The sequence below is a fragment of the Streptomyces sp. N35 genome, from assembly GCF_016464295.1.
In the GTDB taxonomy this organism is placed as follows: Bacteria; Actinomycetota; Actinomycetes; order Streptomycetales; family Streptomycetaceae; genus Streptomyces.
The window spans coordinates 16,755-30,296 of record NZ_JAEIMH010000009.1; the positions used below are offsets into that span (position 1 = coordinate 16,755).

Consider the following 13,542-nt stretch of genomic DNA (forward strand, 5'->3'; position numbering starts at 1 on the left):
GCCGGGCCGCCCCCCCCCCCCCCCCAGCCCCCCCGCCCCGCCGGGCCCCCGCCCCGCCCCCGTGGCCCCCCCCCCTTCGCCTTGCGGGGAGGTTGTGCGTACCGGCCCCGCTGTCTGTGCAGTTCTCGACGCGCCTCAGCTGCCCGTGACCGGGCTCGCCGCGGTGGAGCGGCCGACCCGCTCCGGATGCTGCGGCCTGCGGCTGACGACCGCGGTGGGGGGCGTGCGCTCCGTGCGGACCGGGTGCGTACGCAGCCCGCGCGCCGGATGCACGGTCGCGGAGACCGGCTCGCGCGTGGCGGGCACCTCGTCGTCGGCGGGTGTGCGCTGCGGGAACATGGCCGGCACTCCGGCCGGGACCGCGCCCACTGCCGTGCGGCGCTCGCGGATCCGGTCGCGCACCGCGAAGATCCAGGCCTCGGCCCGCGCGACCAGCGGCTCGAACCAGGGCAGCGCGAGCAGGATGAGCAGACCCGCGGCCCAGCCCAGCATCACATCGCTGAGCCAGTGCGTACCGAGATAGACGGTGCTGAGTCCGACACCGAGCGCCACGATGGCGGAGACCGCCGACAGGTAGCGGCGGGTGCGCTGGCTGGAGGCCAGATACGCCAGGATGCCCCAGGTCACGACGGCGTTGGCGGTGTGGCCGGAGGGGAATATATCGCCGTTGCCGAAGTGCCACATCTCGTTGGAACCGATGGCCGTCGCGTAGTGCGGGCCGAGCCGGCCCATGCCGATCTTGGCGGCGCCCACCGTGATGTTGAGCAGCAGCAACGAGGTGCCGAGCATCAGCAGCGGACGCAGGGTGTGCTGACGCCAGGAGCGCCAGCCCAGCCAGGCCAGGACCATCACCGCCGTGGGGCCGCGCTGGCCGAGCACCACGTAGTAGTCGATCCAGGCGTGCAGCCCGGACCACTGCTCGTAGGGACGGAAGAACATCAGCTGCCAGTCGAGCCTGACGAGCCAGGTGGTGTTGATGACGGCCACGACGATGAGCCCGTAGAACACCAGGGTCGAGCCGAGAAGCACGATCCGGTGCGGGCTCATCCGCGGAACATCGAGGTTCTGCGGCCGCTCAGGCTCACGGTCCAGACGGGCGAAGAGCCGGTCCAGACGGGTGAGGTTTTGTTCGGTACGCACCCAATCGACGTTACAGCGAGTGAGCTGAGCGCTAGGCCGAATCAGTGGCTTTGTGATGACGATGTGATGTGGGATTGATCTCAGGAGCCCCTTTATTCCCGCGGTTCATCGAAAAGCGCGGGACCTTCGACTCCTATTCCATTGATCATTCCGAGAACGTTTTAGTGAACGGTCCGAATTCGTTCACCGGTAATCGGTGCCGATTTTCCCTGCCGATCACGGTGGACCCGATCCGTTCAGCCAAAGCGCCCCATACGCCGCAGATGCCGCACCCACGACCGTCAGCACCACCACCGACCTGGACGTTCGCAGCCGTCCCAGGGCGACGGCGAGCGGCAGCAGCAGCGGGAAGGCCGGCATCAGCAGGCGCGGCTTGGACCCGAAGTAGCCCGAGGCGCACAGCGCGAGCGCCAGCACGATCCCCGTGTAGACAAGGAGCGGAACCGGCTGCTTCTGCCGTACGCCCACCACGTACAGCCAGATGACCGCGGCGACCCCGACGATCAGGCCGACCCCGGCGAGCGCGGACGGGAACGACGTGAACTTGTCGCCGATGAAGCGCGCGAAGGCGTACCCGAAGTCGAAGCCGTTGCCCCACTGCTTCTGGACGTCGAGGTAGCCGAAGAGCCCGCCGCCCGTCTTCTGCCCGACCCACAGCACGTACCCGGCCGCGCCCAGCGGGGCGAGCACCGCCCCGAGGACCATCCGCCAGGGCGCCCGCCGCTCCCGTACGACCACGAGGATCGCCGCGACCCACAGCGCTGCCACGACCGCCATGCCCACGGGCCGGGTCAGACCGGCGAGCGCCGCGAGCAGACCGGCCGTCATCCAGTGCTCGCGCAGCACCGCGTACAGAGACCAGGCGGCGAGCGCCGTGAACAGCGCCTCGCTGTACGCCATCGACTGGACGATCCCGACCGGCAGCACCGCCCAGAGCGCCACCGCGCACACCCCGGTGCGTCTCCCGTACAGGCGGTCCGCGATCAGGAAGATCCCCCAGGCCGCCGCGTGCGACGCGACCCAGGCGACGACCATCCCCGCGTCCGCGTACGACAGCGGGCTGATCGCCGAGAGCGCCCGCTCCAGCCAGGGCAGCAGCGGGAAGAACGCGAGGTTCGAGTGGACCGTGCCGTCGGGCAGCGTGGTCGACCAGCCGTAGCCGTGCTCGGCGACGCGGGTGTACCAGAGCGAGTCCCAGCGCGCGGTGAGCAGGGTGTGCGGGCTCTTGCCCGTGCCCAGGCACCACAGCGCGAGCACCAGGAGACCGAGCGCGCGCACCCCGGCGTAGACGAGCAGCGCGGGCGCCGCGTGGCGCAGCGCACGGGTCAGGCGTCCGGTCGCGGGAGGCCCCGCGGGGCGTTGATCAAGATCGGTCACGGGCTCGATTATGGGTGCCGCCACCGCAGCGGCCCGAACCGGCGTGTGCCCTTTGTACGTGTAGAGGGGGAAGAGGGGTGGTGTACGCCACAAGCAGTCCCGTGTGCGCGTGAGAGATGGACCACGCGCACCAGCAGTGAACTGACGTAATCTGACGGCTCACTCGCGATCGCGCCGGTCGGCCCCACCCGACGGCCGCGTACGAGGACCCACTGGAGGTACACGGATGAGCGGGACGACCACGGCTGCCGCGCGGCGGCCCTCGGCCGTTACCAGGCTCCTGTGTCCCGAAGGCGGCGCCAACCGCTGGGTCGTCCTGATCGTCCTGTGTGTGTCCCTGGCGATCGTCGCGATCGACTCGACCGTGCTCCATGTCGCGGTCCCCGCCGTCACCGAGGACCTCAAGCCGGGCGGCATCCAGCTCCTGTGGATCGTGGACGCCTATCCGCTGGTGTGCGCGGCGCTGCTCATCCTCTTCGGCACCCTCGGCGACCGCGTCGGCCGCCGCCGCGTGCTGCTCCTTGGATACGGCCTGTTCGGCGTCGCCTCCGCGATGGCCGCGCTCGCCGATTCGCCCCACCTCCTGATCGCCGCCCGTGCGCTGCTCGGTGTCGGCGGCGCGATGATCATGCCCGCGACCCTCTCGATCGTCCGCCAGGTCTTCCCCGACCGGCGCGAACGGGCCGTCGCCATCGGCGTCTGGACCGCCGTCGCCGCGATCGGCGCCGCCGCGGGTCCGCTGCTCGGCGGCTTCCTGCTCGAGCACTTCTGGTGGGGTGCGGTCTTCCTGATCAACATCCCGCTGATGTTCGCGAGCCTGTTCATCGGCCGGTGGCTGCTGCCCGAGTCGACCGGCGACCGCGACGGACCGTGGGACGTGACCGGTGCGCTGATGGCCGCCGGCGGACTCTTCGGCGTGGTCATGGGCGTCAAGCGCGCGGGCGGCGGCGAGGGCGTGCTCAGCGCGATGACCCTCGTCCCGCTGGTAGTCGGCGCCGTGCTCCTGATCCTCTTCGTACGCCGTCAGCGCCGCCGCACGCACCCCCTAGTCGATCTGTCGATGTTCGCGCGGCCCGCGTTCGGCACCTCGGTCAGCTGCATCGTCCTCGCCATGCTGGCGCTGGTCGGTCTGATGCTGATCGCGGCCCAGTATCTGCAGCTGGTCCTCGGGCTCTCCCCGTTGGCGACGGGGCTGCGGATGGTGCCGCTGACGCTCGCCGCGATGGCCGGCGGCCTGGTCGGCTCCCGCCTGCTGCCATGGGTCGGACCGCGCGCCATGGTCGCCTCCGGCTTCTGCCTCACCGCAGCGGCGGTTCTGGTCCTCACCTTCCTGGGCCACGACGACAACCCGCCCCTGATGCTGGTCGGCTTCGTCCTGCTCGGCTTCGGTCTGCAGACCACGCTCTTCGGCAGTTACGAGTCGATGCTCAGCGAGGCGCCGCAGGGGCAGGCGGGCGGGGCGGCCGCGATCGGCGAGACCTCGTACCAGCTCGGCGGCGGCATGGGCATAGCGCTGCTCGGCAGCGTGATGAACGCGGCGTACGCGCCCGGGCTCGCGGCCGCTCCGGGCGTGCCGTCAGCGGCCCGCGCCTCCGCGGAGAACTCCCTCGGCGAGGCCTACGAGGTCGCCGACTCGCTCGGCGGCGGTGCGGGGGCGGCGCTGCGGTCCGCCGCGCGGGACTCGTTCGTGAACGGTCTGCACGTCACGCTGATGGTCAGCGCGGGGCTGCTGCTGCTCGGTGCGGTGGCGGCGTTGCGGTTGCCGCGGGTGATGTCGTGTGGTGACACGTGCGATGCGGGGGAGGGGGCGGTGGCGATTCCTTCGCCGGCTGCGTCCCGTGAGTCTTCCTCGCCCTCGCCCTCGCCCTCGCCCTCGCCCTCGCCCTCGCCCTCGCCCTCGCGTGAGCGTGCCTCTGCGGAGTCGCGGGGCTGAGGGGCGCCTGCGGCGGGCTTTCTCCCCGCCCCGCCCCTTCCCGAAACCGGGGGCTCCGCCCCCGGACCCCCGCATCCGAACTTCGCTCGGATCTGCTCAATCGCCGCAGGGGCTGAGGTAACGTCGACGGCGCACCGTAAACTACCAGCGCTAGTTTGGCTGCCCGCACCCGGAGGCCGGTCATGTCCGCATCCGCAGCACCCCCCTTCGACCCTCGCGACCCCCTCGGCCTCGACGACCTGCTCGATCCCGAGGACCTCGCGATCCGCGACACCGTCCGCAGCTGGGCCGCCGACCGCGTCCTGCCGCACATCGCCGACTGGTACGAGCGCGGCGAGCTGCCCGGCGTCCATGAACTCGCCCGTGAGCTGGGGGCGATCGGCGCCCTCGGGATGTCGCTCACCGGTTACGGCTGCGCGGGCGCGAGCGCCGTCCAGTACGGGCTCGCCTGCCTCGAGCTCGAAGCCGCCGACTCCGGCATCCGCTCCCTCGTCTCCGTACAGGGCTCCCTCGCCATGTACGCGATCTGGAAGTTCGGCTCCGAGGAGCAGAAGCAGCAGTGGCTGCCGGCGATGGCGGCGGGCGAGGCCATCGGCTGTTTCGGTCTGACCGAACCCGACCACGGTTCCGACCCGGCCGGCATGCGCACGTACGCCAAGAAGGACGGCGCCGACTGGGTGCTCACCGGGCGCAAGATGTGGATCACCAACGGCTCGGTGGCGAAGGTCGCCGTCGTCTGGGCCCAAACCGACGACGGGATCCGCGGCTTCGTCGTCCCCACCGACAGCCCCGGCTTCTCGGCGCCCGAGATCAAGCACAAGTGGTCACTGCGCGCCTCCGTCACCAGCGAGTTGGTGATGGACGAGGTGCGGCTGCCCGCCGACGCGGTCCTTCCCGAGGTGACCGGCCTGCGCGGACCGCTCAGCTGCCTCAGCCACGCCCGGTACGGGATCGTCTGGGGCGCCATGGGCGCGGCCCGCGCCAGCTTCGAGTCGGCGCTCGACTACGCCAAGTCCCGTGAGCAGTTCGGCAAGCCGATCGGCGGCTTCCAGCTCACCCAGGCCAAGCTCGCCGACATGGCCGTCGAGCTGCACAAGGGGATTCTGCTCGCGCACCATCTGGGCCGCCGGCTGGACGCCGGGCGGCTGCGGCCCGAGCAGGTCAGCTTCGGCAAGCTCAACAACGTCCGCGAGGCCATCGAGATCTGCCGGAGCTCGCGCACCATCCTGGGTGCGAACGGGATTTCGCTGGAGTACCCCGTGATGCGCCATGCGACGAATCTCGAATCGGTGCTCACGTACGAAGGCACCGTCGAGATGCATCAGCTGGTGCTCGGCAAGGCGCTCACCGGGCTCGATGCCTTCCGGTGAACCCGGATCGGCACCCTTTGGCGAACCGGGTCGGTGGCCGGTTCTCTCCGGTGAGCAGGCCTTGCGTCAGCTCTGGTTGAAGAAACCGTCCGCCGGCCGGGCCGAGGCCTCGCCGTTGACGATCTGGGTGTTGGCCGGGGTCAGCAGGAAGACCCGGCCCGCCACCCGCTCGATGGAGCCGCGCAGACCGAAGGTCAGGCCGGCCGCGAAGTCCACGACGCGCTTGGCGTCGCCGGGCTCCATCGACGTGAGGTTCATGATGACGGGGACGCCGTCACGGAACAGCTCACCGATGCCGCGGGCGTCGCGGAAGCTGTCGGGTGTGATGGTGCCGATCCGCCGGCCCTGCTCCTCGGCGGTCTGCGAAGCGACGCGGACCCGTGGGTCCGTGACCCAGGAGTTGTCCGTACGGGACTCCTCGACCGAGTCGACCGCGTCGTCGTCGTATCCGTCGTAGTAACGCTCATCATCGTTGTCGTCGACGAGGCCAAGCCAGGCGCTTGCCTTACGTACCGATCCCATGGACGCCTCCTCTCACAGCGGTTCTTCAACTCCGCACGTGCCCCTATGGTCGTCCATGATGCGCAGCGGGCTCCGCGTTGACCGAGCCGTTTTTCGCTGCGCGAGGGGTTTGTGACGGTACTGGTGCAGAACGTACTCCCCATTCCCCAAGGGTCCTGACGGGCACGGCTGCTGACAGTGAGTGAAATAGTATTTGTTGTGGCGTACGGGTGATACCGGCGTGTCGTGGAGAACCTGTGGCCGATGCCTCCTGGTCGATACGATGCGGATCACTCCAAGCGACCTCACGGGGGAGAGTCGACGTGTTCGGAATCGTGCGGCCCTGCAGCCATCACCTCGGCGAAGGCCTCAAGACCCAATGGATGGCGCACCTTTGCGGGCTCTGTCTCGCGCTGCGCAAGGACCATGGTCAGTTCTCGCGGATCGTCACCAACTACGACGGCTTGCTGATCTCGGTTCTGACGGAGGCTCAGGCCGAGCGCAGCACCGACTGGCGGCGTACGGCGGGGCCTTGTCCGCTGCGCGGGATGCGGACCGCGTCCGTCGCGCAGGGCGAGGGGGCGCGGCTCGCCGCGGCCGTCTCGCTGGTCCTCGCCTCGGCCAAGGTGCGCGATCATGTGGCCGACGGTGACGGACTGCTTGCGCGGGGGCCGGTGGCCGCCGCCGCACGGCGGGTGGCCAAGGGCTGGGACCGGGCGGGCGCGAAGGTGGGCTCGTCGGTCGGCTTCGACACCGCCGTCCTGGTCGACGCCGTGGACCGGCAGCTGGAGCTCGAGGCCCTTGCCGGGCCCGGGACTTCCCTGCTCACCGTCACCGAGCCGACCGAGACCGCGACGGCCGCCGCCTTCGCGCACACCGCATGGCTGGCGGGCCGGCCGGGGAACGCGGGACCGCTCGCCGAGGCCGGCCGGCTCTTCGGCCGGCTCGCGCACCTCCTCGACGCGGTGGAGGACCAGACGGCCGACGCCGAGGCCGGCGCATGGAACCCGCTGACGGCCACCGGTACCTCACTGGCCGAGGCGCGGCGGCTCGCCGATGACGCGCTGCACGGGATCCGGCTGGCCCTGAACGACGTGGAGTTCACCGAACAGCGACTCGCCCACATGCTCCTCGCGCACGAGCTGCGGCGGTCCGTGGACCGGACGTTCGGCTCGACGACCTGCTCGCATCAGCAGCCGGGCGCCGGCGGTCCGCAAGGATTCGGGCCGCCTCCTTCGGGGTTCGGCGGCCAGTACCCGGGCGACGGTCCGTACGGCGGCGGCTCCGGCAATCCGTACGGTGGCGGTCCCGGGAATCCGTACGGCGGGGGAGCGGGCGGTCCGGTCGGTCCTGGTGGTCCCGGCGGGTTCGGCGGCGGTCCCGCGCCCGAGCAGCCCAAGGGGCGGCGCGGGTTCTGGGCGGGCTGCGGCATGTTCTTCGTGGTGTGCTGCACCTGCCAGATGTGCTGCGCCGAGTCGTACGAGGGCCCGTGGACGCGCAAGAAGCGCGAGGGCTGCTGTCACAGCTGCGACTGCAACTGCGGCAGCTGCGACTGCTGCTGCCCCTGCGACGGCTGCTGACGGCTGCCGCGTCGGGCGGCCGCGGGCGGCGGACTATCCGGAAGGACAACTTCCGGCCATTCCCGGGCAGTGGACCGAGGGCGGCGACGAGGCGGTGCTGCGGGCCGCGGCCGAGGACGGCCTCGCCTTCCCCGGCTCGCCCGCGCGCCGCGCGTTCCAGGGCGTCGAGGCCGTGCCGTGCGACGCCGACTGGTCAGTGCCGGGCCGCTTCACCCCGTACGAGAACCGGAGCACGATTCAGGTCGAGAACGCCGACGGGCGGGCAGGGCACCTCCCGCTCGAGCGAAGCCGGGAGTGGGGGAGGAACCTCGACGGCCGGTTATCCGTCTGATCCACCGACGCGACCCCGGCGGCCTCCTCACGTACGACAGGAGCCGCCGGGGCAGAAGCGCGTGCTGAGGCACACGGCCGAAAGGCGCCCTTGTGCCGTCAACTCGCTAGCCGAATACTCCCGAACAGCGCTTGTCAGGGGCACAACGTGTTCGGTATACGGACACTTCCCTCTGGCTGCGCCTCACGGGCCCGACCCCACAACACGGGCCCCCGATTCCCCTCGGGAGGAACGACAAGTGAGGATCAAGCGCACCACCCCCCGCACCGGTATAGCGAGACGCACCCGCGTGCTCGCCGTCGGCACCGGACTCGTCGCAGCGGCGGCTCTCGCCGTGCCCAGTGCCAGCGCCGGCGAGACCGCCACCTTCAGCGCCGCACAGCTCACCAAGGCGAGCAGCGCGATGCTCAAGGCGGACGTCGGCGGTACCGCATGGCACATCGACTCCAAGACCAACCGCCTGGTCGTGACGGCCGACTCGACCGTCTCGCAGGCGGAGATCAATGAGATCAAGCGCACCGCCGGAGCCCAGGCCGGCGCCCTGAAGATCGAGCGCACTCCTGGCAAGTTCAGCAAGCTGCTCTCCGGTGGCGACGCGATCTATGCGTCCAGCTGGCGCTGCTCGGCCGGTTTCAACGTCCGCAGCGGCTCCACCTATTACTTCCTGACCGCCGGTCACTGCACCGACGGCGCGGGCACCTGGTACACCAACTCCAGCCGCACCACGCAGATCGGCCCGACCGCGGGCTCCAGCTTCCCGGGCAACGACTACGGGCTCGTGCGGTACTCCAACACCGCGATCGCGCACCCGGGCACCGTCGGCGGCCAGGACATCACCAGCGCCGCGAACGCCACGGTCAACATGTCGGTCACCCGGCGCGGTTCGACCACCGGCACCCACAGCGGCCGGGTCACCGGTCTCAACGCCACCGTGAACTACGGCGGCGGAGACGTCGTCTACGGCATGATCCGCACCAACGTGTGCGCCGAGCCCGGCGACTCCGGCGGCCCGCTCTACTCCGGCACGCGTGCGATCGGTCTGACCTCCGGCGGCTCCGGCAACTGCTCCTCCGGCGGTACGACCTTCTTCCAGCCGGTCACCGAGGCCCTGAGCGCCTATGGGGTCAGCGTCTACTAGGCACCACGTACGGTTCATCTGCAGCCAGCAGCAGCGACCCCCGTCCGGATTCCGGGCGGGGGCTCGCCTCTGTCGTCCTCGTACGGTTGGATCACCTGTACGGATCGCCCGCCGGGTCGGGCAACTCGCCACGGGGGAACAGGACTTGGACGACCGTCAGCGCCGTGTGCGCCGCAGCCCGCTGCTCTTCACCGCACCTCTGGTGCTGCTCTGTCTGCTCCTGGTCGTGCTCGGCTGGGAGGTCGTGCGCGGCAATATCGCTGCCGACGCCCGTGCGCACTGGCCGTGGCGGCTGCAGCTGCTCGACATGGAGCCGCTCGGCAGCCTCCTCGCGGTGGCCTCGGGCGCGGTGTTCGCCCGCGCGCAGTACGCCCGTACGGTCCGGCCGGCACTCGGCTGGCGTGCGGAGTGGGTACGGGGCCTGATCTCCGCGGGCGAGTACGGCTGGCGGGTCGGCCTGGTCAACGGCGGTCAGGGCGCGGCCGTGATCGAGAGCGTCGACTACCGCGTGGTCCGGCCCGGTGCGGACGCGGGGGAGTGGGCGGACTTCGCCGGGGTCCTCACCCAACTGTCCGCCGCGGGGCTCGAGTTCGGGACGGACTACGGTCTGGAGCTGTTCGGTGCGGGCAGTCCGCTCATCGGCAGGGTGGACGAGGGAACGGTGCGGGCCGGTGAGTTCTCCAAGCGCTTCGTCACCGAAGTCGACGCGCTCCAGCTGCGCCTGCGGGTCGTGGACACCGTCGGCGACACGCACGAGCGCATCGTGGACTGCCTCAAGGGCGCCCGCCTGACCCGCCCCGACGTGGACCGGGCCGCCTAGTCCCGTTACAGGACGGCCCAGTCCCCGTACCGGACGGCCCAGTCCCGTACCGGACGGCCTTCAGCCGGCGAGCAGCCATTCCAGTACGGAGTCGAAGGCGGCCACCGCGCCGAAGTGCCCCACCCCTTCGGCGAGCACCGCCTCGGCGCACGGGATGCGGCGTGCGAGCCAGTGGAAGTGACCCACCGGGGAGAACGTGTCCTCGGCCCCGTGCCACAGCAGCACGCGCGCGCGGATGTCCGCCGGGTCGAACCCCCAGGGCCGTGAGAGCGCGAGGCAGTCGTCGATCCACCCGTACGCCGAAGCGGCCAGCGCCTCGCGGTAGTTGGCGAGCAGCATCGCGCGCACGGCCGGGTCCGCGACGACCTGGGCGTCGGAGGGGGCGAGCCCCTCGGCGATCCCCGCGAGCAGCCGGGACGGGTCCGCACGGATCGCCTCCGCCTGCGGCACGAGCGAGGCGGCGAGCACACCGGCGCCCCGCAGCGCGAGGGAGTACTCGCGCACGTTGTACGGAGTCATCCCCGCGAACCAGTCGAGACCCGCGCCGTCCCGGGGCGCCGTGGGGACCAGTGCGGCGGCCCGGGTGATCCGCTCGGGCAGCAGCGCCGCGCAGGCCAGTGCGTGCGCGCCGCCGCCGCTGCGGCCGAGCACCGCGAAGCTCCGTATCCCCAGGGCGTCCGCGACCTCGGCCGCGTCCCGGGCGCAGTGCGCCACGTCCCGTCCCTCGGCCCGGTCCGAACCGCCGTACCCCGGGCGGTCGTACGCGAAGAACCGCACCCCCGGCCACCGGGCGAGCACCTCGGCGGGCGCGTTTCCGAGTCTGCTGCCCGGGGTGCCGTGCAGGAGCAGGACCGCCCGGCCGTGCGGGTCGCCCCGGTCCTGCGCGGTGAGCGTCCGTCCGTCCCGCGTCCTCACCTTGCTGTCCAACGCCTGCCCCTCCCCTTCGCCCCAGTAAGGGAGTTACCGTCGAAAGGATCCCAAGACACGTCCCTTACGGACCCTGGGGGGCCGCGATGGTCGAGGAACTGGTAGCGGCGGGCGCGGCGGTGGCTTCCGCCGGTGCCGTCTATGTGATGGCAGCGGCGCGCGTCGTCAAACAGTACGAACGGGGTGTGGTGTTCCGGCTCGGCCGTCTCAGGACGCAGGTACGCGGGCCCGGGTTCACGATGATCGTGCCGTTCATCGACCGGATGCGGAAGGTCAACCTGCAGATCGTCACGATGCCCGTGCCCGCACAGGACGGCATCACCAGGGACAACGTCACGGTCCGGGTGGACGCGGTCATCTACTTCAAGGTGATCGACGCGGCCGAGGCCGTCGTCCAGGTCGAGGACTACCGCTTCGCGGTCTCGCAGATGGCCCAGACCTCGCTCAGGTCCATCATCGGCAAGAGCGACCTCGACGATCTGCTCTCCAACCGCGAAAAGCTCAACCAGGGGCTCGAGTTGATGATCGACAGCCCGGCCGTCGGCTGGGGTGTGCAGATCGACCGGGTCGAGATCAAGGACGTATCGCTGCCGGAGACCATGAAGCGGTCCATGGCGCGCCAGGCCGAGGCCGACCGTGAGCGGCGGGCCCGGATCATCAACGCGGACGCGGAGCTGCAGGCCTCGAAGAAGCTGGCCGAGGCCGCGCACGAGATGTCCGAGGAACCGGCGGCGCTGCAACTGCGGCTCCTGCAGACCGTGGTGGCGGTCGCGGCCGAGAAGAACTCGACGCTGGTGCTGCCGTTCCCGGTGGAGCTGCTGCGGTTCCTCGAGCGGGCGCAGCAGAACCTGCCGGCCGCTCCAGCTCCCGCTCCCGCTCCCGCTCCCGTTCAGGCTCCCGGCCCTCAGGACGAGGGCGTGCAGCGGCAGCCCGCCCTGGACGAGGGGCGGCAGGAAGGATCCGCGGTGTCCGAGACGCGGCTGTCGCAGGACGTGGCGGCGCCGGCCGAGGAGAAGCCGTCCGCGTAGGTGCGGCCTTGAGCAGGCCGGATCGTGTGCACCGGCCTGGCTCAAGTCTGTACCACAGGGGCGATTTCAAGACAGGACTAGTCCTTACGCGCTGGTGACGGTCTGCTCGCACGCGGTGTTTGCAGCGGAAAGCGACATGGGGTGACCCGCGGATACAACGCGCCGGGGGCGTACGCCCGTTGCCGTGCGGGAGTCCTGAAGTCGACCTTGTGTGCTACCAGTCGGTATCGGAATAGTGGTCGCCACAACACGGGCATGGACACGGCTTTTTCCACTGAGCCGGGCCCTGACCCGTACGCCTTCCGGTCCCGGTGGCCCCCACGCACCGGGACCGACCCCCCACAGGAGGTCGTGAAGTTGAAGCACCGACGCATACCCAAGCGGCGGGCCGCGATAGCAGGCGCGGGCATCGCCGCGCTGGTGACCGCGGGATTGACGTTCCAGACTGCGAACGCGAGCCAGGAAACCCCCACTCCTGAGCTCAAGACCCTTTCGGCGACGGCGGCCGGAAAGCTCGCCTCCACCCTTGGCGAGGATCTCGGCACGGACGCCGCGGGCACGTACTACGACGCGGCGAGCAAGACGCTCGTCGTCAACGTGCTCGACGAGGCCGCGGCCGGCCTGGTCGAGAAGGCGGGCGGCAAGGCCAGAGTCGTACAGAACTCCCTCGCGGAGCTGAAGAGCGCCCGCGCGACGCTCACCGACAAGGCCACCATCCCGGGCACGTCCTGGGCCACCGACCCGACCACCAACAAGGTCGTCGTCACCGCCGACCGTACGGTCTCCAAGGCCGAGTGGGCCAAGCTCGGCAAGGTCGTCGAAGGGCTCGGCGGCAAGGCCGAACTGCAGCGCACCAAGGGCGAGTTCAAGAAGTACGCCGCGGGCGGTGACGCGATCCTCAGCGGTGGCGGCCGCTGCTCGCTCGGCTTCAACGTCGTCAAGGACGGAGCCCCGCACTTCATCACCGCGGGCCACTGCGGTCAGGCCGGCTCCAGCTGGGAGGACTCCAACGGCGGCGCGCTCGGCGAGATGGTCGAGTCCTCTTTCCCCGACAACGACTTCGCCCTGGTGAAGTACGCCGACGGGGTCGAGCACCCGAGCGAGGTCAACCTCTACAACGGCAGCAGCCAGGCCATCACTGCGGCCGCCGAGGCGACCGTCGGCATGCAGGTCCAGCGCAGCGGTTCCACCACGCAGGTGCACGACGGTGAGGTGGTGGCCCTGGACGCCACCGTGAACTACGGCAACGGCGACATCGTGAACGGCCTGATCCAGACCACCGTCTGCGCCGAGCCCGGCGACAGCGGCGGGTCGCTCTTCGCTGGCGACCAGGCCGTCGGCCTCACCTCGGGCGGGAGCGGTGAGTGCTGCTCCGGCGGGGAGACCTTCTTCCCGCC

Annotated in this window: 12 protein-coding genes; 8 read left to right on the top strand and 4 right to left on the bottom strand. The window is 70.7% G+C overall.

Annotated features, from left to right (window positions below; translation table 11 throughout):
- Window positions 1-135: 135 nt before the first annotated feature.
- Both JAO81_RS07280 and JAO81_RS07285 read right to left on the bottom strand, forming a co-directional pair.
- The gene (locus JAO81_RS07280; protein ID WP_199546949.1) at window positions 136-1,140 is read right to left on the bottom strand and encodes a phosphatase PAP2 family protein; all 1,005 of its coding nucleotides are present in this window, start codon (window positions 1,138-1,140) and stop codon (window positions 136-138) included.
- Window positions 1,141-1,356: 216 nt separating this feature from the next.
- The gene (locus JAO81_RS07285) at window positions 1,357-2,517 is read right to left on the bottom strand and encodes a glycosyltransferase family 39 protein (RefSeq protein WP_199546950.1); all 1,161 of its coding nucleotides are present in this window, start codon (window positions 2,515-2,517) and stop codon (window positions 1,357-1,359) included.
- Window positions 2,518-2,743: 226 nt separating this feature from the next.
- On the opposite strand from JAO81_RS07285, the gene JAO81_RS07290 reads away from it, so the two are divergent.
- Window positions 2,744-4,450 (top strand): MFS transporter, encoded by a 1,707-nt coding sequence (locus tag JAO81_RS07290; RefSeq protein WP_199546951.1) that lies wholly within the window; start codon window positions 2,744-2,746, stop codon window positions 4,448-4,450.
- 182 nt (window positions 4,451-4,632) lie between these two features.
- On the top strand, window positions 4,633-5,820 hold the full coding sequence (locus JAO81_RS07295; RefSeq protein WP_199546952.1) for an acyl-CoA dehydrogenase family protein: 1,188 nt from the start codon (window positions 4,633-4,635) through the stop codon (window positions 5,818-5,820).
- 66 nt (window positions 5,821-5,886) lie between these two features.
- Here the strand turns inward: JAO81_RS07295 and JAO81_RS07300 are convergent, their stop codons facing one another.
- Complete coding sequence (locus JAO81_RS07300; RefSeq protein WP_165334207.1) at window positions 5,887-6,342, bottom strand: cell division protein SepF; 456 nt, start codon at window positions 6,340-6,342, stop codon at window positions 5,887-5,889.
- A 302-nt stretch (window positions 6,343-6,644) separates the two neighbouring features.
- On the opposite strand from JAO81_RS07300, the gene JAO81_RS07305 reads away from it, so the two are divergent.
- The 4 genes from JAO81_RS07305 to JAO81_RS07320 all read left to right on the top strand — a co-directional run bounded on the left by JAO81_RS07305 (window position 6,645) and on the right by JAO81_RS07320 (window position 10,190).
- A complete protein-coding gene (locus JAO81_RS07305) occupies window positions 6,645-7,901 on the top strand; it encodes a DUF5685 family protein (RefSeq protein ID WP_199546953.1) in 1,257 nt (418 codons plus the stop codon).
- Between the two features lie 94 nt (window positions 7,902-7,995).
- Entirely contained in the window at window positions 7,996-8,232 is a 237-nt protein-coding gene (locus JAO81_RS07310) for a hypothetical protein (RefSeq protein ID WP_199546954.1), read from the top strand.
- Window positions 8,233-8,470: 238 nt separating this feature from the next.
- On the top strand, window positions 8,471-9,370 hold the full coding sequence (locus JAO81_RS07315) for a S1 family peptidase (protein WP_199546955.1): 900 nt from the start codon (window positions 8,471-8,473) through the stop codon (window positions 9,368-9,370).
- A gap of 145 nt (window positions 9,371-9,515) precedes the next feature.
- Window positions 9,516-10,190 carry a hypothetical protein gene (locus JAO81_RS07320; protein WP_199546956.1) on the top strand — a complete coding sequence of 225 codons (675 nt, stop codon included), beginning with the start codon at window positions 9,516-9,518 and terminating at the stop codon, window positions 10,188-10,190.
- Window positions 10,191-10,250: 60 nt separating this feature from the next.
- Here JAO81_RS07320 and JAO81_RS07325 read toward each other — a convergent pair whose 3' ends face one another.
- Entirely contained in the window at window positions 10,251-11,117 is an 867-nt protein-coding gene (locus JAO81_RS07325; RefSeq protein WP_199546957.1) for an alpha/beta fold hydrolase, read from the bottom strand.
- 86 nt (window positions 11,118-11,203) lie between these two features.
- Here JAO81_RS07325 and JAO81_RS07330 point away from each other — a divergent pair, with 86 nt between their 5' ends.
- Window positions 11,204-12,145 carry a slipin family protein gene (locus tag JAO81_RS07330; protein ID WP_233415036.1) on the top strand — a complete coding sequence of 314 codons (942 nt, stop codon included), beginning with the start codon at window positions 11,204-11,206 and terminating at the stop codon, window positions 12,143-12,145.
- Between the two features lie 357 nt (window positions 12,146-12,502).
- The coding region (locus tag JAO81_RS07335; protein ID WP_233415048.1) for a S1 family peptidase at window positions 12,503-13,542 on the top strand (1,040 nt) is incomplete at its 3' end.

Bases quoted from the DNA above. Each gene is read 5' to 3' on its own strand.
- JAO81_RS07290 (WP_199546951.1), top strand. From the start codon at position 2,744: ATGAGCGGGACGACCACGGCTGCCGCGCGGCGGCCCTCGGCCGTTACC.
- JAO81_RS07295 (WP_199546952.1), top strand. From the start codon at position 4,633: ATGTCCGCATCCGCAGCACCCCCCTTCGACCCTCGCGACCCCCTCGGC.
- JAO81_RS07300 (WP_165334207.1), bottom strand. From the start codon at position 6,342: ATGGGATCGGTACGTAAGGCAAGCGCCTGGCTTGGCCTCGTCGACGAC.
- JAO81_RS07330 (WP_233415036.1), top strand. From the start codon at position 11,204: ATGGTCGAGGAACTGGTAGCGGCGGGCGCGGCGGTGGCTTCCGCCGGT.